General features: G+C 73.0%; 12 protein-coding genes. All 12 read right to left on the reverse strand.

What is annotated here, in order from left to right; all coding sequences use genetic code 11:
- Positions 1-8: 8 nt before the first annotated feature.
- Positions 9-1166 carry an acyl-CoA dehydrogenase family protein gene (locus VF557_12955; protein HEX8081112.1) on the reverse strand — a complete coding sequence of 386 codons (1158 nt, stop codon included), beginning with the start codon at positions 1164-1166 and terminating at the stop codon, positions 9-11.
- Entirely contained in the window at positions 1163-5455 is a 4293-nt protein-coding gene (locus tag VF557_12960; protein ID HEX8081113.1) for an amino acid adenylation domain-containing protein, read from the reverse strand. The genes VF557_12955 and VF557_12960 overlap by 4 nt, the downstream gene beginning before the upstream one ends.
- A complete protein-coding gene (locus VF557_12965) occupies positions 5456-8797 on the reverse strand; it encodes an amino acid adenylation domain-containing protein (GenBank protein ID HEX8081114.1) in 3342 nt (1113 codons plus the stop codon).
- Complete coding sequence (locus VF557_12970; protein HEX8081115.1) at positions 8797-10641, reverse strand: condensation domain-containing protein; 1845 nt, start codon at positions 10639-10641, stop codon at positions 8797-8799. The genes VF557_12965 and VF557_12970 overlap by 1 nt, the downstream gene beginning before the upstream one ends.
- Positions 10638-11465 carry a thioesterase domain-containing protein gene (locus tag VF557_12975; GenBank protein HEX8081116.1) on the reverse strand — a complete coding sequence of 276 codons (828 nt, stop codon included), beginning with the start codon at positions 11463-11465 and terminating at the stop codon, positions 10638-10640. The genes VF557_12970 and VF557_12975 overlap by 4 nt, the downstream gene beginning before the upstream one ends.
- A 3-nt stretch (positions 11466-11468) precedes the next feature.
- Complete coding sequence (locus VF557_12980) at positions 11469-11675, reverse strand: MbtH family NRPS accessory protein (protein ID HEX8081117.1); 207 nt, start codon at positions 11673-11675, stop codon at positions 11469-11471.
- Positions 11676-11850: 175 nt separating this feature from the next.
- Positions 11851-13176 (reverse strand): MFS transporter, encoded by a 1326-nt coding sequence (locus tag VF557_12985; GenBank protein ID HEX8081118.1) that lies wholly within the window; start codon positions 13174-13176, stop codon positions 11851-11853.
- A gap of 142 nt (positions 13177-13318) precedes the next feature.
- A complete protein-coding gene (locus VF557_12990; protein HEX8081119.1) occupies positions 13319-14626 on the reverse strand; it encodes a DegT/DnrJ/EryC1/StrS family aminotransferase in 1308 nt (435 codons plus the stop codon).
- A 55-nt stretch (positions 14627-14681) separates the two neighbouring features.
- A complete protein-coding gene (locus VF557_12995) occupies positions 14682-15695 on the reverse strand; it encodes a BtrH N-terminal domain-containing protein (GenBank protein HEX8081120.1) in 1014 nt (337 codons plus the stop codon).
- The gene (locus VF557_13000; protein HEX8081121.1) at positions 15692-16279 is read right to left on the reverse strand and encodes a hypothetical protein; all 588 of its coding nucleotides are present in this window, start codon (positions 16277-16279) and stop codon (positions 15692-15694) included. Before VF557_13000 ends, VF557_12995 begins: the two co-directional genes overlap by 4 nt.
- Positions 16276-17193, reverse strand: coding sequence for a GNAT family N-acetyltransferase (locus tag VF557_13005; protein ID HEX8081122.1), 918 nt, complete (start codon positions 17191-17193; stop codon positions 16276-16278). Before VF557_13005 ends, VF557_13000 begins: the two co-directional genes overlap by 4 nt.
- Positions 17186-18319: M20/M25/M40 family metallo-hydrolase (locus VF557_13010; protein HEX8081123.1), on the reverse strand; the 1134-nt coding region annotated here is incomplete at its 5' end. The genes VF557_13010 and VF557_13005, both read right to left, overlap by 8 nt.

The raw sequence follows: 18319 nt of genomic DNA on the forward strand, positions 1-18319 counted from the left end.
CGGCCCCTTCACCGCAACAGTCCGAGGCCGGCGCTCGCGATCAGCGAGAGCATCATCTCCGACGTGCCGGAGGCCAGGGTCCGGCCCGGCGCGTCCCGCAGGTCCGACTCCAGCAGCCAGCCGGGCGGGGCCTGCTCGTCCCGGGCCGACAGCAGCGCGGTCAACCCGCAGATCTCCGGGCTCAGCTCCGAGATCAACTTGGCGGTCTCGGTGGTGTGCCACTTGGCCATCGCGCACTGCACGTCGTCCAGGGTGTCGGCGGCCATGGACCCGAGCGCCCGCCAGGACAGCAGCCGGCCGGCCCGGACCTCGGCGTCCAGCTCGACCAGCCGCTCGCCGTAGCCGCCGGCTTCGAGGGCACCGGTCCGCTCCGCCTCATCCAGCACCGCGTCGAGCAGCCGCCGGGCCTTGGCCTCGAACTCGATGCCGGTCCGCTCCAGTCCGAGCAGGCCGTTGAGCACCTGCCACCCGTCATCCACCTCGCCCAGCACGTCCTGCCGGGTCATCCGGATGCCGGACAGCACCACCTCGTTGAAGCGCTCGTCGCTGATGCTCGGAACCGGCTCGACCCGGATGCCGGGCGTGCGCATCGGCACGATGAACACGGTGATGCCGTGGAATCGAACGTCGGAGGAGGTGGTGCGCGCCGCGCACAGCGCCAGGTCGGCGAACTGGGACTTGAGGTTGTAGACCTTGCGCCCGTACAGCCGCCAGCCGTCTCCGTCCGGCTCGGCCCTGGTGCTCAGGCTGCCCAGGTCAGAGCCGACCTCGGGTTCGCTGAGCAGCACGCAGCCGACCGAGTCGCCGGCGGCGATCGGAGGGAGCCACTGCCGTTTCTGCTCCTCGGTCCCCAGCCGCTGGATGGCCAGGCCGACGATGTCGACGGACAGCGTGTGCACCACGTCGGGGATGCCGTGCAGGATCATCTCCTCGGTCAGGATCGCCTTCTCCACGATGCCGGTGCCGAGGCCGCCGTGCTCGGCCGGCCAGTTGACGGCCAACCAGCCCCGCTCGCCGAGCCGCCGGTAGACCTCCAGCAGCCCCGGCTCCTCGTCGACCGGCAGCCGGCGAGCCCGTGCCACCTCCTCGCCGACCTGCTCCTCACACAGCAGCTGGCAGACCGCGCGCCGGAACGCCTCCTGCTCGCCGGTGAGTCGCAGGTTCACCGGAGTTCTCCCCGATCGCGATGGGACTTCTCGAGCAGGGCGGCCAGGACCGCCGCGGTCGCGGACAGGTGCGGCGGCGCCAGCATCGTGTAATGGGTGCCGGGCACCCGGTGCACGCGCAGCTCGCCGCCGATCCCCTGCCAGCGCCGCACCGCCTCGGTCGCGGTGTCGGCTGCGACCAGCAGGTCGGTCGGGCGGTCCAGGGCTTCGGGCCGGTGCCGCAGCTGCGCCCCGGCAAGCTCGGCGAACACCTCGAACCGGGTGGCCAACGCCGCCCGGTCACCGGCCTCGACGATGCCCTGCCCGACGAGGTGGTCCAGCATCCGTTCCAGCCGCTCGGCGGCCGGGTGATCGGCGAGCTCCGCCGGGTCCAGGCGCGGACCCTCCACTCCCCGGACACCGGCCAGGTCGTGGGCGAACCAGCTCAGCAGGCCGACGTCGTCGGGCACCTGCGCGTCGGCTTCGACCGGGACGGCGTCCAGCAGGGCCAGCAACGCGACGTCCTCGCCGGCCGCCCGCAGCCGCACCGCCAGTTGCTGGGCGATCAGCCCGCCGACCGACCAGCCGGCCAGCCGGTAGGGCCCGCGCGGTTGCGCCTGGCGCAGCTCGGCGAGGTAATCGGCGGCGATGCCCTGCAGCGAGGCGGGGCTCTGGAGCGAGGAAGGACTCTGCAGCGAGGCGGGCGGGTCTGCTGACCCGTGCAGCCCCGGGGCCTCGAAGGCGTACACCGGCTGCTCCGGATCGAGCTCGTGGACCAGCGGCAGGTAAGGCACCGCCGATCCGCCGATGGCGTGCACCAGGAACACCGGCGGGAGCGACCCACCGGTGCGCAGTGCGACCAGCGAGCCCGACGCGGCTGGGGACGGCGCGAGTGCGGATGCGGCGTCGGGAGCGACTCGGCTGACGACCGAAGCGGTCCGGCCGGTGACGCGCTCGTCGACCAGTGCCGCCATCGCCGCCAGCGTCGGCGCGAGGTACAGGTCCCGGATGGCGATCTCGACCCCGCACCGGTCCCGGACGGCGGCCGTCAACCGGGCCAGGTCCAGCGAGCTGCCACCCAGGGTGAAGAAATTGTGGTGCCCGTGCAAGGCAATCTCGGGCGCGGCCGGGCCGAGCAGGGCGTTCCAGATGTCGGTCAGGGCGCGTTCGGTGCTGGTGGGCGGCCCGGCCGGCGCGGCGGTGGACACCGGCAGCCGGCCCCGGTCCAGCTTGCCGTTGGCGGTGGTGGGCAGTTCCGGCAGCACGGTGACGGTGGCGGGCAGCATGTGCAGCGGCAGGCGTTCAGCGAGGTGGGCGCGGATCTCGCCGTCGCCGGGGGGCGGGTCGGTGGCGGTGAGGTAGGCGGCCAGGAACGGGGGTCGGCCGTCCGCGGCGGGGACCAGCAGCACGGCGGCGGCGGTGATCGCGGGGTGCCGCAGCAGGGCGTGCTCGATCTCGCCGAGTTCGATCCGCTGGCCGTGCAGTTTGATCTGGTCATCGGTGCGGCCGCGGTATTCCAGGGCGCCGTCCGGGCTCCAGCGCGCCAGGTCACCGGTGGCGTACATCCGCTGGCCCGGGTCACCGAAGGGGCACGGCGTGAACCGTTCGGCGGTCAGCGCGGGCTGGTTGACGTAGTGGTGGGCCAGGCCCGGGCCGGCGAGGTGGAGCTGGCCCTCGACGCCCAGCGGCGCCGGACCGCCCCGGCCGTCGAGCACGTAGGTCCGCATGTTGGTGATGGGCCCTCCGATGACGACGGTGGGTCCGTCAGCGGGCGTGCAGGTCCACGCGGTGACGTCGATGCTGGCTTCGGTGGGGCCGTAGAGGTTGTGCAGCCCGGCGTGCGGCCAGCGGGCCAGCGCCCGGTCCCGGGTGCCGGCCGGCAGCGCCTCACCCGAGCAGATCAGGTGGCGCAGCGCGGGCAGCCCGGGTGGCTCGGGCTGGTCGAGGAAGGTCGCCAGGACGGACGGGACGAAGTGGGTGACGGTGACGCGCTGGTCGGTGAGGGCGCGGGCCAGGTAGCCGGGGTCCCGGTGGCCGCCGGGGTCGGCGAGCACCAGCCGGGCCCCGGTGAGCAGTGGCCAGAAGAACTCCCAGACCGAGACGTCGAAGGTGTACGGGGTCTTCTGCAGCACCCGGTCTGATGGCCCCAGTGGGTACTGCGCCTGCATCCAGCCCAGCCGGTTGATCAGGCCCGCGTGGCTGTTGAGCACGCCCTTGGGACTGCCGGTCGAGCCGGAGGTGTAGATCAGGTACGCCGGATCCGTCGGGCGGCAGGCCGGCAGGGTGTCGGCACCCGGCACCTGGCCGCCGCCGGACTCGCCGGACTCGCCGGACTCGCCGGACTCGCCGCCGGAGTCGGCGTCCCCGTGCCGCGCCTGACCCGGGGCCTCCAGCGGGATCACCCGGACCCCGGCGGGGGGCTCCAGCTCGACACCGGGCTGGGCCAGCAGCAGCGCCGCGCCCGCGTCGGCCAGCTGGAACTCCGAGCGGGCCGCCGGTTGTTCGGGGTCCAGCGGCAGGTACGCCGCCCCGGCCTTGAGCACGGCCAGCAGGCCGACCACCAGTTCCAGCGACCGGTGGCCGCACACCCCCACCACCCGGCCACGCCCGGCGCCCGCCGCGACCAGCCGCACCGCCAGTTCGGTCGCCGCTCGATCCAGCTGCCCGAACGTCAGCCACGACCCGGCGCACCAGAGCGCGCACCGGTCCGGCGCGGTCCGGGCCACCTCGGCGGCCACCGCCACCACCGAACTGCCCGCCCAGGGCAGCGGAGCCGGCGGCTGGTCGCAGGGACGGTTGAAGTCGTGCAGAACCTGCTGGCGCTCAGCGGCCGACATCAGCTCGGCGTCCGCGAGGCGGCTGTCCGGGTTGGCCACCAGCCAGGCCAGCGCGTTGCCGAAATGCTCGGTCATGGCTCGTACCCGCCACTCGTCGAACAGCTCCGTGGCGTACTCGACCCAGATCTCCAGCGAGTCGTCGGCATGTGGGATGACCTCGAACCGCAGGTCGAACCGGGCGCCCGACTGGCTCACCTCGATCGGTTCCACCTCGACGCCGGGCAGCGCCAGCTCACCGCCGCTGACCTGCGCGGGCGCCAGCGAGAGGCTGGTCTGGAAGAGGGGGTTCTGGCCGGGGGTGCGGGGTGGTCCCACGGTGTCGACGACGACGGTGAAGGGGATGTCCTGATGGCGCAGGGCGTTGAGGAGGGTGGTGTGGCAGCGCTGGATGTGGGCGGTGGCGGTCGGGTTGCCGGTGAGGTCGGCACGCAGCACGACGGAGTTCGCGAAGTAGCCGATCAGCGGTTCGAGTTCGGTGCGGGTGCGGGCGGAGAACACCGACCCGACCGGGATGTCGGTGGAGCCGGTGTAGCGCGACAGGGTGAGGGTGAACGCGGCGAGCAGGACGGCCAGCAGCGAGGTGTTGAGCTGGTTGGCCAGTGCCGCGGCCTGCCGGCTGATGACCGGGTCGAGCCGGCTGCCGACTCCGCCGCCGTGGCCGGCGGGGTTGGCCGGCCGGGGCCGGTCGGTGGGCAGCGCCAGGGTGGGCAGGTCGGCCAGTTGCCGCCTCCAGTAGTCCAGGCCGGCGTCGAGGTGGGCACGGTTGTGGTGCTGCCAGTGGGCATGGTCAGCGGGCTGGATCGGCAGCGCCGGCAGGTCCGGGGGCTGCCCGTCGCGGGCCCGGGCGTAGGCCCGGGACAGGTCGGCGTTGAGGATGGCGCTGGACCAGCCGTCGGTGATGATGTGGTGGGCGGTGAGGCTCAGGATGTGGTCATCGGGGCCCAGCCGGGCCAGCTGGTAGCGAAAGCCGGGCTCGGTGGCCAGCTCGAAGGGCCGGCGGGCCTCGTCGCTGATCAGGCGCTGCCAACCCACGGCCGGCAGGTCGGTCACCGGCAGCTCCACCCGTCGCGGCGCCGGGTCGATGACCTGGAACGGCTGCCCGTCCACGGTCTGGAAGCGGGTCCGCAGACCCTCGTGGCGGGCGATCACCGCCTGCAGCGCGGCCGCCAGCGCCGGGTGGTCCAGCTCGCCTCGCAACCGCAGCACCAGCGGCATGTGATACGTCGTGGAATCCGGATCCACCTGCTGCAGAAACCACAAACCCGCCTGCTGCCACGACAGCGGCAACCGGCCGGCCCGGCTCACCGCCACCACCGAAGCGCCCTGGGCCACCTCCGCGCGCCGGCGGCGCAGCCGCAACTGCATCAGCGCCCGCCGCTTGTCCGACAGCGCGTCCTCTTCGCCGCGGACGCCGTCCTCCTCGCCCCGGACCGCATCGCCCCGGACGGCGCCCTCCAGCTCGGTGGACCCCATCTACTCGTCGACGCCTTCGGCCAGCAGCCGGTCCAGGTCCTCCTCGGACAGGCCCGCGATCTCTGCCTCCAGCTCGGACAGCTCGTCCTCGGCGAAGGACTGGCGCAGCGTCTCGTCGACCAGCGCGGCCAGCTGGTGCAGCGTCGAGTGGGTGAACAGCTGCCGGGGGTCCAGGGTCAGGTAGAAGGCGTCGCGCAGCCTGGAGATCAGCTGGGTGGCCTGCAGCGAGCTGCCGCCGAGCGCGAAGAAGCTGTCCCGCTGCCCGATGTCGGAGAGTTCGACGTTAAGCAGCTCGCACCAGATGCCGGCGATCTTTCGCTCGCTCTCGGTGGCCGGCGGCTGCCGTGGCAGGTCGGCGGCCGAGACCGGTTCGGGCAGCCGCTCGCGGTCGAGCTTTCCGTTGGCGTTGAGCGGCAGCGCGGCCAGCTCGGTGAAGGTGCCCGGGATCATGTGCAGCGGCAGGTGCTCGGACAGGTGCTTGCGCAGGGCGTCGGTGTCGATCCGGCTGCCCTCGGCCGGCGCCAGGTAGGCGTCCAACCGCGGTCCACCGGCGGCGGCGGCGTTCACCACCACCGCGGACTGCCTGACGCCTTCGAAGGTGGCCAGCGCGTGCTCGATCTCGCCGAGTTCGATCCGCAGGCCCCGGATCTTCACCTGCCGGTCGGCCCTGCCGAGAAACTGCAGCTGGCCGTCGGCCCGCCACGCCACCACGTCCCCGGTGGCGTACATCCGCTCGCCCGGTTCTCCGAACGGGCAGGGCAGGAACCGCTCGGCGGTCAGCCCGGGACGCCCGAGATAACCGCGAGCCAGGCCCGCGCCCGCGATGAACAGCTCACCCGGCACTCCCACCGGCGCCAGGTTCTGGGCCGGGTCCAGGACGTAGGCGCGGTGGTTGGCCATCGCCCGCCCGATCGGCGGGGAGGCTGTCAGCGGCTCGTCCGGGCACGCGTAGTCCACGCAGGCCACGGTCGCCTCGGTCGGCCCGTAGCCGTTGTGAAACTGCCTGTCCGGCGTGCGCCAGCGGTTCACCAGCTCGGCGGGAAAGGCCTCCAGCCCGACGAACAGCGCTCGAAGATCCGGCAACGACGCCGGGTCGAGGATCCCCAGCACCGCCGGCGGGATGTCAGCCAGGCTGATCCGTTCCCGGCGCAGCAGGTCAGCCAGCAGGTCGACGTCGTGCAGCACCGAGCGCGGCGCGCCGACCGAGGTGGCCCCGTGCGCCAGCGCGGCGTAGAGGTCGAAGACGCTCACGTCGAAGGACGGGTTCGCGAACTGCAGCACCCGGTCCGCCGGGGTGATCGAGAACAGCTCGCGGACCGAGCTGACGAAGTTCACCACCGCCCGGTGCGGCACCAGGACTGCCTTGGGGGCGCCGGTCGAGCCGGAGGTGTAGATCAGGTACGCGGCGTGCTCGGGCCGGGTGGTCTGCGGCGGCGCGGTGCCGGCGAGCCCGGCCAGCCGGCGGCTCAGCTCGGGGTCGTCCAGGTCGATCCGCGGCACGCCGGCCGGCAGCGCCGCCACCGCCTGGGAGTCGGTGATCACGACCGACACCCCGGCGTCGGCGACCTGGTAGGCGATCCGCTTGGCCGGATGCGTCGGGTCCAGCGCCAGCCAGGCGCCGCCGGCCTTGAGGACGCCCAGCTGGGCCTGCGGCAGCCGGGCGCCCCGGTCGAGCAGGATGCCCACCACCTGGTCCGGACAGATCCGGTGCTCGTCTCGCAGCAACCGGGCCAGCCGGTTGGCTCGGGAGTCAAGCTCGGCGTAGCTGAGCTCGGCCCCGTCGAAGCGCACCGCGGTCCGTTCGGGCCAGCGGGCCGCGCAGCCGGCGACCAGCTCGTGCAGCAGCATGCCCTCGGTGCCGAAACTGACCGGCTCCGGATTCCACCTGGCCAGCTGCCGCGCCTCTTGCCCGGTGACCAGGCTCAAGCGGCTCAGCGGGCGCTCCGGATCGGCCGTGATCTCCGACAGCGCTGTCTCGAAGTGCTGGATGAGCCGCTCGATCCGATCGCGGTCGAACAGCTCGGTGGAGTACTCGACCCAGATCGAGGCCTGGCCGTCGGGCTCGACGGAAATCTGGAAGGCGATGTCGAAGCGGGAGGTCCCCAGCTGCAGCGACAGCGGCGACACGCTCAGCTCGCCGAAGCTGTACGCGCCGACGATCTCTCCGGTCAGCAGCGTGAAGCTGACCTGGAAGAGCGGGTTGCGCCCGGGCACCCGCTCGGGCCGCAGTTCCTCCACCACGGTGCCGAACGGGATGTCCTGGTTGGCCAGGGCGCCGAGCACCACGCCGTTGCAGCGCCGCACCAGCTCGCGACCGCTCGGGTCACCGGTCAGGTCCGCGCGCAGCACCAGGGTGTTGGCGAAGAAGCCGATCATCGTGTCCAGCTCGGTCCGGGTCCGGCCGGAGAACACCGAGCCGACCGCCAGGTCGTACTGGTCGGTGTAGCGCGACAGCACGGCGTAGAAGGCCGCCGACAGCACCGCGAGCAGTGACACCCGTTCCGAGCCCGCCAGCTGTTGGGCCCGCGCCAGGACCGCCGGTTCCAACGGGGCCTCGAACGCCGCGCCCTGCCAGCTGGGCAGGGCCGGACGCGGCCGGTCGGCCGGGAACTCCAGCGACGGGAGGTCGGCCAGCTGCTCCCGCCAGTAGTCGAGCTGGCCGCGCGCGGTGTCACTTCCCAGGTTGCGCTGCTGCCAGGCCGCGTAGTCGACCGGCTGCAGCCGCACCGGGGGCAACTGCTCGCCCCGGCCGGCGTAGAGCTCGGCGAGCTCGCGGGTGGTGATCCCCACTGACCAGCCGTCGGTGATGATGTGGTGCAGGGTCAGCAGCAGGACGTGGTCGGCCTCGTCCAGCCGAGCCAGCCAGCAGCGCAGCAGCGGGCCGTTCTCCAGGTCGAACGGGCGGCGGACCTCCTGCCCGATCAGCCGGGTGGCCTCGCGCAGCCGGTCCTCGGCCGGCAGCGGGCGCAGGTCGAGCACCGTTATGGGAACCGTGCTCGAGCCCGGTGGGTCGATCAGCTGGCACGGCACCCCGCGCTCGGAACGGAACCGGGTGCGCAGGCTCTCGTGGCGAGCGGTCAGCCCGGCCAGCGCGGCGCGCAGCGCCGGTTCGTCGAGCCGGCCCCGCAACCGCAGCGCCGTGGGCACGTTGTAGGCCGGGACGTCCGGGGCCAGTTGGTGCAGGAACCACAGGTAACGCTGCTGCTCGGTGACCGGCAGCAGCCCGTCCCGCGACACCGGTTCGATCCGGTCCTGCTCGACCTGCTGGCCCTGCTGCTGCCGCGACTTCCAGCCCAGCAGCGCCTGCCGGGCAGTGGACAGTGCCTCGGTGGCATCGGTCATCAGCTCACCTCCGCCAGCCGGGCCGAGAGGTAGTCGGTGAGTTCGGCGACACTGCCCCCGGCGAAGATGTCGGCCAGCGGGAGGTCGATTCCGAACTCGCTCAGGAGCTGGGCGCGTAACCGGACCGCCATGATCGACGAGCCACCCACCTCGAAGAAGCTCTCGTCGTCGTCGAAGTCGCCGGTGACGCCGAAGACCGCTACCCAGATCCGGGCGACCTGGTCGCGCAGCGCGTCCGGCTCGGCCGGCCCACTCGGCGCGGCCGGCCCCGCGTCGACCGGCTCCTTGCCGACCGGCCTCGCGTCGACCGGCCCCGCGTCGACCGGCCCCGCGTCGACCGGCCCGGCGCCGACCTCGTCGCGGTCCCCGGACGCCACCGCCGCAGCCGGCGAGGGCAACCCGGCGGCCTGCTGCAGCTGCGCCACGGTCAGCTCGCTGACGGCGTCGGAGGCCAGCATCAGCGCCAGCAGCGTGCGGTAATCCTTAGCCAGCTGGTGGATCGTCTGCTCGTCGAACAGCTCGGTGGCGTACTCGATCTCCATCCGGTACCTGCCGTCGGGCAGCTCGGTGACCTGGAAGGTGATGTCGAACCGGGAGCCGGGGGCCCGCACCCGGACCGGCTCGACCTCGACGCCCTCGAGGTCGAGCGCCGGGACCAGGATCGCGCCGCGGGCCAGCGTGAAGCAGATCTGGAACAGCGGGTTGGCGCCGGGCACCCGGGCCGGCGCCACCGCGTTGACGACGTCGGCGAACGGGATGTCCTGCATTCCCTCGGCGTCGAGCACGACGTCGTGGCAGTGTCCGATGAGCTCGTCGAGACCCTGCTCGGCGGCGGTGCGGATGCGGAGCACGCCGGTGTTGGCGAAGTAACCGATCAGCGGCTCCATCTCGGTGCGCACCCGGCCGGAGAAGGCGGTGCCGAGAGCGAGGTCGTGCTGGCCGCTGCGCTGGCGCATCAGCACCGAGAAGGCGGCCAGCAGGACGGCGAAGGGCAACCGATCCCCCGTCCGGGCCACGGCGTCGGCGCGGGCGATGAGCTCGGCCGGCAGGTCCACCACGACCTGGTGTCCGGCCCAGCTGGCCACCGCCGGCCGGGGCCGGTCGGTCGGAAACCGCAGCTGGGGCATCCCGGCCAGCTGGTCGCGCCAGCGGTTGAGCCGCTGCCTGACGGGTTCGGTGGCCAACCGCTCCCGCTGCCAGCGGTAGACGTCGGTCGGCTGGATGGTCTGGGCGGGCAGTCGCGGGCTGCGCTGCTCGGCGGCGGCGCGGTAGAGCTCGCTGAGCTCGCTGACCAGGATCGGGATCGACCAGCCGTCGGAGACGATGTGATGCTGCAGGTAGCCGAACAGGTGCTCGCCGGTGTCCAGCCGCACCAGCAGGGTGCGCAGCAGCGGATGCCGCAGGTCGATGACCTGCTCGGCCCAGGCGGCGAGCGCCTCCAGCCCGCGTTGCCGCCGGTTCGGCTCGGGCACCCGGCAGAGGTCCAGCTCCTCCCACCACAGCTGCCCGGTGGGGGCGACCGTCAGCCGCGGGGCGCCGTCCTGCTCGGGAAAGCTGGTGCGCAGGCTCTGGTGCCGCTCGATCAGGCCGTCCAGCGCCGCCCGCAGTAGCGAGCTGTCCAGCGGCCCGCGCAGCCAGGTCGCGTTCACCAGCGTGTAGCCGGGGGCGCGGGCCAGCTGGGCGGCCAGCCACAGCCCGCTCTGCTGGCTGGACAGCGGGGCTGTGGAGGTTTCTGGCTCGGCGGTGATCTGGTCGCTGTTCTGCTGCTGCTGCCGGCGCTGGCGCAGCAGCCGGTCCCTCAGCTCGGCGCGCTTGTCGGCGATGGTCGGCGGTGACGCGGTCACGACCTGTCCGATCCCGGGCGGCCGGCCTCGGCCAGCGCCTGTGCCATGTCGAGCGCGAGCTCATCGAGCAGCGCCGGTGGGGCGGACAGGAACGTGTAGTGCTCGCCGGGCAGGACGACCTGGCGGAAGTTCCCCGGTGCCGCCCAGTCCGCCCAGCCGGCCATCTGCTCGACGGTGATCTCGCGATCGTCCTGCCAGCCGATCGCGGTGAGCCGGCACGGCACGGTGACCGACTCGCTCAGCCGGTAGCGCTTGTTCGCCTCGACGTCGGCGCGCAGCACCCCCAACCCCAGTGCGATCAGGTCCGGATCCGGGGTGCCGCCCATCAGGTGCATCAGCCCGGCCAGCTCGACGCCCAGCTCGTCGTCGGTCATCGACAGGAACCGGCCGTGCGGGCCCTGGTGCGGCGCGACCTGGGACGACAGGAAGAGGACCGCCGGCAGCGGAAGCTCGCGGCGCATCAGTTCCAGCGTCGTCGCGAAGGCGGGCAGCGCCCCGGCGCAGTGGCCGAAGAAGCCGAAGGGCCGGTCCAGGTAGGGCAGCAGGTGCGGCAGGAGTTGCTCGGCCAGCGACTCGAAGTCGCCGTAGTGCGGCTCGCGCAACCGGTTCTCCCGCCCGGGTGGCTGCAGCAGGCAGAACTCGGCGGCGCCGGCCTGGGCCGGCCATTGGTAGTACATCGACGCACCGCAGCCGGAGTAGGGAAAGCAGAAGATCCTGGCGGCGGCATCCTCGCTGGGACGGCGGAGCAACCAGCGGGCGGGCTTGCCGGCGCTGCCGGTGCGAAGGTCGCGCCGGATCGCGCCGGACGTCGGCGCCTGTCCCACCGCCTAGCCGGCCATCGACTCGCGCAGGCTGCGCGGACGCATGTCCGTCCAGACCTGCTCGATGTGTTCGAGGCAGTCGGCCTTGGGGCCGCTGGTGCCCTCCGCCTGCCAACCGGCGGGAATGTCCTGACCGCTCGGCCAGATCGAGTACTGCTCCTCGTGGTTGAACACCACGGAATAGAGCCGTTCCTGCTCAGCAGAGTCAGACACTGCTCGGACCTCTTTCGAGTGGTTTCGCATGGCAGTCGCCGGATGTCCTGCCTTTGGACTGTAGGAGCGGGCGCGGCGGCGCTACATCAGCCGAGGCGTCGATTCGCACCGGTGGCCGGCGTCCACCTCACCCGTGCGAGATCTCTCCGATCTCCTAACTGCGGCTACCGCGACGTCAACGCCAGGGTGAGGCCACCGCGGGTGGGTCCTCGTGCCGGCTGGACTCGGCCATCACCCGGCGGGCGTCCTTGGGGTCGCGCAACGTCCGAACATGCCGGCGCGCCATGGGTATCGCCGACAGGGTCAGCCCGATGGCGCCCACTGCCACCCCGGCGCGGCTGCTGGCGAGCTGGCCGATGACGCCGCCGAGCGCGCTGCCGAACGGGATCACGCCGAAGATCAGCAGCCGGTAGCCGCCGTTGGTGCGGGCCAGCGAGCCACGCGGCGCCACCACCTGGCGCAGCGTCACCGACAGCACGTTCGCGCTGCCCAGGCCGGCGCCGCTGACCAACTGGACCGCTGCCACCGCGGCGCCGAGGGCGTAGCCGGAGAAGGGGAAGGTCGCCAGCAGCAGCGGAGCTCCGGTGGACAGGGCCAGCGAGGCGACGAAGGCGTGGCCGTAGCCGAGCCGGCGGGCCAGCCGCAGCGCGATCATGGTGCCGAAGAAGGCGCCGATGCCACCGGCCGACAGCGCCAGCCCGTAGCCGCCGGCGCTCAGCCCGCGTTCCTTGACCAGCCAGACGATCAGGTTCACCGTCAGGATCTGGGCAGACAGGTTGTACACGGCGGCATGGACGGTCAGCGCCCGCAGGATCGGGTTGACCAGGATCCGCTTGAGGCCCTCGAGGATGCCGGTCGGCAGGGTGTCATCGACCTCGGGGGGCGACTCCGGTTTCCGCGCCTTCGCCAGCCCGAGGGCGCTGGCCAGGTAGCTGGCCGAGTCGATGGCGACCGCTGCCGCCGGTCCGGCCGCCTGCACCAGCAGGCCGGCGACCCCCGGCCCGGCCACCTGGGCGGCGGTGGCCGAACCCTGCACCGCCTGGTTGGCGGCCGGCAACTCCTCCTCGGTGACCAGGCTGGGGATGTAGGCGAAGCTGCCGATATCGAACATGACGCTGGCCGCGCCGACCCCGAATGCCACCGCGGCCAGCAGCGGCAGCGACAGCAGGTCCAGCGCCCAGGCGAGCGGGACCAGCGCCAGCAGGGCCGTCCGCAGGATGTCGGCGGCGATCATGATCCGGCGGCGGCGGCGGGTCTCGAGCCAGTGGCCGGCGAACAGCGGCAGCAGGACGTTGGGCAGGAACGACGCGGTCGCCACCACGCTGACGCCGCCGGCCCCGGTGTCCAGGGTCAGCGCGGCGACCAGCGGCAGGGCGATCGAGGTGACCTGGGTGCCGAGCACCGAGATGCTCTGGCCGGCCCAGAACCACCTGAAGTCGTGATGGCGCCACAGCAGCCCGCGCCGCTTCGGGGTGGCGGGCTCAGCCGTACGCGACGTCATGCTGCTCCCCCTGCTCGGGCGGGACCGGCCAGGGCGCCACACCCCCGGTGCGGAGGCAGGCCCCTGACTCGATTGGGCACCTTATAGCGCTCATTCCGGTTTGTGCACCTCGGCCGGCGCCAGGCGTGGCGCCGCTTCCGTGTCAGAACTCCAGCTCGGCGGCCTCGGCGTCGGCCAGCCGGCCGGCCTGCTCCCACGGCGGCACGTGCGCTCCGGCAGCGGCGTAGGAGGCGATCAGGTCCCGATGCCGCCACACCTTGTCGAACGCCGCGGCGTAACTGTCCAGCAGCGGTCCGGCGTCCGGATGCAGGTGCGCCTTCTGGATCGTGAAGGAGTCATCGATGACCTGGTAGCTGTTCGGGAAGTCGCCGCGCTCGGCGGAGCCGGCGAAGGCGCGCTGCGCCGGCAGCGGCATCAACTGGTAGTGCGACACCGGCACCCCTTCGGCGCGCAGCGCGCGCATCAGCACTGCCCGTAGCGGGCCCGCTCGGTCCTGGTCGAGCCCGAACGCCGCCGGCCGCACCCGGAACCGCAGGATGTGCCAGGCGTGGCTGCGATCGGGCGGGCAGCCGGGCGCCTGCAGGCCGGGCAGTTCTGACAGCGCCGCCAGGAACTGCTCGACGTTGCGGTCGCGGAGCTTGGCGGTCATCTCGAACCGGCCGAGCTGGGCGCGGGTGAAGGCGCACTGGAGGGCGTTGGGCTTGTGGTTCCAGCCGGGCAGGTGCGAGACGTAGCTGCGGTCACCGGACTCGGTCAGCGCCTCGCCGAACTGCCGCAGCATGCTCGCCCGCCGGTACAGCCGGGGATCGTCGGTGGTGACCAGGCCGCCCTCGCCGCAGGTCGGCAGGTTCTTGCTGACGTTCAGGCTGAAGGTGTTCACCGCGCCGTAGGAGCCGACCGCCCGGTCGCGGTAGCGGGCGCCGTGGGCCTGCGCCGCGTCCTCGACCACCAGCAGGTCGTGCCGCCGGGCAACGGCCAGGATCTGGTCGAGATCGGCGGGCAGGCCGTGCAGGTGCACCACCACGATCGCCCGGGTCCGGTCGGTGACGGCGTTCTCGATCGCCTCGGCGGTGGCGTTGAAGGTGTCCGGATCGATGTCGACGAACACCGGCACCGCCGCGATGTGCACCGCCGCGAGCGCGGAGGCGATGAAGCTGAGCGCGGGCACGATGACCTCGTCGCCGGGCGCCACGCCGGCCGCGGCCAGGGCCAGTGACAGCGCCGCGGTGCCGTTGTCGACCGCGACGCAGTGCGCGGTGCCGACGAAGTCGGCCCACTCCCGCTCCAGGGACGAGATCTCGACCTCGCCGGCCGCGGCGGTGGTGAACTTTCCGCTGGCCAGCGCCCGGCTCACCGCCCGCTCCTCCTCGGCGGTGACCATCGGCCACTGCAGGATCCGCAGGCTCCGGGGCACTGCCCGGTTTCCGCCGAGCATCGCGAGCTTGTCCATGTCGCTCCTCATCGCTGTTCGTCGAATCGCCGTTGGCCGCATCGCGCGCCGGCCATCAGGGCGCCGCCAGCACGGTCTCGACTCCGGCCAGGGCCCGGTCCAGATCCGCCAGCAGCGCGGCCCGCCGGCTGCGCAGCCGCTGCGCGCTGACTTCACCGGTGCGGCTCAGGGACGCCAGGATCCGGATCGCGGTCCAGTGATGAGCGACCCGGACGATCTGCCTGGCCAGCTCCGGCCAACCGGCCAGGCCGAGGCGCCGCCCGGTGTCGGCCACCCAGTCGGCGTGCACCGCGGTGCTGGCCAAGGCCACCCCTGCCACCACGAACAGCTCGTCGGCGATGGGGTGTCCGCCCTCCAGCCGGTTGCTCATCTTGGCGAGGAAGCCCGCGATGCCGTCCCGGCCGCGGTAGCTGCCGGGTTGGGCCGGCACCCGGAAATTATTGAGGTTGCCGGCCAGGAAGCCGCCCGGCGAACCCGGGTCCGTGCTCGGCGGGCCGTCGACGAGCAGCTGCAGCCAGCGATTGCCGATCGGGTTGTCGGCGAAGAACATGTCCCGCTCGTGGGAGACCCGGTTGCCCGACGCGCGCGCCGCGGCCAGCACCGGCAGCGGCAGTTCACCCTGGAAGAACGGCGGGATCGCGTCGAGCACCAGCGCGCTGCGGCGCTCGTCGTCGAAGCCGTAGACCACCACCAGGTGGTTGGAGTGCACGTCCTGGTAGGCGGGCCGGAACGGCAGCTCGAAGTTGTCCACGGCGACCGCCGCGGGCGAGCCGGCGAGAACGTGCTCGCGGACCTCGTGCCAACCCTGCTCGGCGTCCAGCGGCCAGCGCCAGCGGGATGAGATCGGGTGCGACGGCGCCAGGCTGGACAGCAGCGATCGGCCGTCCGGGCAGGGAAAGTAGTACTCCTCGGACCGGATGTCACCGAGCTGGTAGTAGAAATCCCAGCTGGCGCCGAGGGCTTCCAGCGGCGCGAACCCGGCGTGGGAGACCAGGGTCGCCGCGCACGCGTGCAGGCAACCGGCCAGGTCGTGGCGCCACGGGTGGATGCCGTCCAGTTCCACCCTCACGTCCACTCCTCCCACGCCGGCGCCAGGGTGAGCGCGAAGATGTGCGCGGCCGGGTTGTCCGGCAGCCGGACGGCCGCCAGCTCCGCATGCCGGGGCACCGGCACCCGGTGCCGCCAGATCACCGGGTCGACCCCGCGCTGGACGTGGCGGGGATAGTGCATCGCGGTGCACCGGAACGCCGCCCGGGCGCCGAACCGGTCCGCCGTCTGCGGCCAGAAGTCCGAGACGCGCAGCCATTCCGGGTCCACGGCGCCGTCGGCGTAGTGCAGGTGCAGCAGGTCCTCGGTGCGCCGCTCGGCAGCGGCCAGCAGGTACAGCCAGTCATAGCGGCCCGGCGGCAACGGGATCAGCTGACCGGCGCAGCGCAGGTTGTCCGCTCCGGTGTCGCCCCGCGCCGGGAACTCGAAGGACACCTCTCCGACCTGGACCCGGGACCCGTCCGCGGGCAGGTCCTCGGCCGGGAAGGTGTTGTGCCAGACGTTGAACGCGCCGCCGGCCAGGTCGGACTCCGGGGTGAGGCCGCGGTTGTCGAACCAGCCGCGCAGGTCCACCGCGACGCCGGCGCCGGTGAGCTGGCCGGTCATGGCGTTCCTCCCGCCCACAGGTCGCCGATCGCCACTTCGCGTCCCGGCGCCGGGCGCCACAGGGCGAGCGTGTCCGCGTTCCGGCGGCGCGGCATCAGGTGCTCGGGGCGGGTCCGGCCGGCGTGTGAGACCTCGATCCGGTCGAGGTGATCGGGGTCCTGCCGGCTCAGGTCCAGCCCGGCCAGCAGCGCGTCGGCATGCTCGATCCGGCCGGCCGCGCCGGCGGCGTCGGCGAGCGGGTCCCCGCTGGCCGGCCGGCTGATCCGCAGCAGCGTGCTACCCCGCAAGAACCAGGTCACCACTGCCCGGTGCTCGCCCAGCAGCGCGTTCGACCAGCCGAGCGGCACCGGTCCGGCCGGCCCGGCGGTGGGCCGTCGCATGGTCACCTCCGACAGCGGCTTGTCCGGGCTGGGCCAGCTGGACCGGACGTCGAAGCCCAGCCGGGCGTACAGCGGCGGCAGGCACCGCTCGACGACCGCGTCCAGCTCCAGCCAGGCGACGCCCTGCTGGCGCGCGTCGCCGGCCACCGCGTCCAGCAACCACCCGAGCAGCCCCCGGCCGCGAGCCGCCGGCAGCACCGAGATCCGGCTGATCCGCCAGCAACCGGGCGCCGGGCTCACCCGCAGGGCCGCGAGCAGCCGACCCGGGCCGTCCTGCACGAGGTAGACCCGGCCGGCCGGGTCCAGGGTGGCCAGCACCTGCTGCGGCGTCTCGAACTGCCCGTCCGGCGCGGGCAGGCCCGGCAACGGGTCCGAGCCGGCGTAGGCCTGCCTGCTGAGCGCGGCGAGCCCGGCAGCCAGCTCGGCGGTGACCTCCGCCGACCGGATCACCCGGGCAGCGCGCACGCCCGGAGCCGGCTGCGGACGGTCCTGGACGCTGTCGGCAAGCACGCGGATCGCGCCCCGCTCAGCCATAGCGGCACACCAGGTCGTAGAAGCACGATTCACCGAACCGCAAGGCTTCGACCGGCACCCGCTCGTCGGCGGAGTGCATCAGGTCGCGGTAGTTGACGCCGTCGGAGAAGAGCATCGGCAGCCAGCCGTAGCAGCTGATCCCGAGCGCGGGAAGCAGCCGGGCGTCGGTCGACGAGGTGGCGATCATGGGCACCGGCGCGCCGTCCGGGTCGGCGTCGCGCAACACCCCGGCAAGCAGGTCATACATCGGCCCGAACTCCGGCTCCGGCAACGGCTCGCCCTCGACCAGCAACTCGATCAGCAGCTCGTCGGGCACCAGCGCGCGCAGTGCCGCGATGAAGTCCGTGGAGTCAGCCGGGCCGGCCAGCAACCGGCCGTCGAGCTCGACGCTCACCTCGGTGGGCAGCACGTTGACGTTGGTGCCACCGTGCACCACGGTGGCGTTCACCGAGTGCTGCAGCACCGAGCGCAGGTACAGCTCGTCCCGCTCGGGCAACGCGGCCAGCGGCGACAGGTCGGTCGGGTCAGCGGCCAGCGCCCGGTACGCCACGGCCAGCTCCGGGGTGGCCGCGGCGGCGAGTTCGGTGAGCATCCGGCGCACGGCTGCCGTCGGCCGGCCGCCCAGGCCGCCGCCGGCCACCGCCGACAGCAGCCGGTTCAACTGCCGGATCGGGTTGGCCGGCGGCGCCACCCGGGAGCCGTGGCCACCCGGTCCCCGCAGGGTGACCCGCACCCAGCACGCCCGCTTCTCGGCCACCACGATCGGATGCAGCCGGCGGCCGCCCAGCCCGACCGAGGCGCCGCCGTCCTCGCCGATCGCGTACCGGACGCCCTCGAAGAGCTCGGGGTGCTCGCGCACCACGTACTGCGCGCCGACCTGGCTGCCGGCCTCCTCGTCACTGAACAGCGCCAGCACCACGTCGGCGTTCGGCTGCCCGCCGGCGCCGGCCAGCCGCAGCAGCGCGCTGACCATCATCGCGACGCCGCCCTTCATGTCGACCGTGCCGCGACCCCAGACGCAGCCGTCGAGGAGTTCGGCCTCGAACGGCGGCCGGCTCCACGGTTGGCCGGCCACCGGGACGACGTCGAGGTGCCCGTGCAGCAGCAGCGGCGCCGCGCTGCCGCT

Source organism: Jatrophihabitans sp. (genome assembly GCA_036389035.1).
In the GTDB taxonomy this organism is placed as follows: domain Bacteria; phylum Actinomycetota; class Actinomycetes; order Mycobacteriales; family Jatrophihabitantaceae; genus Jatrophihabitans_A.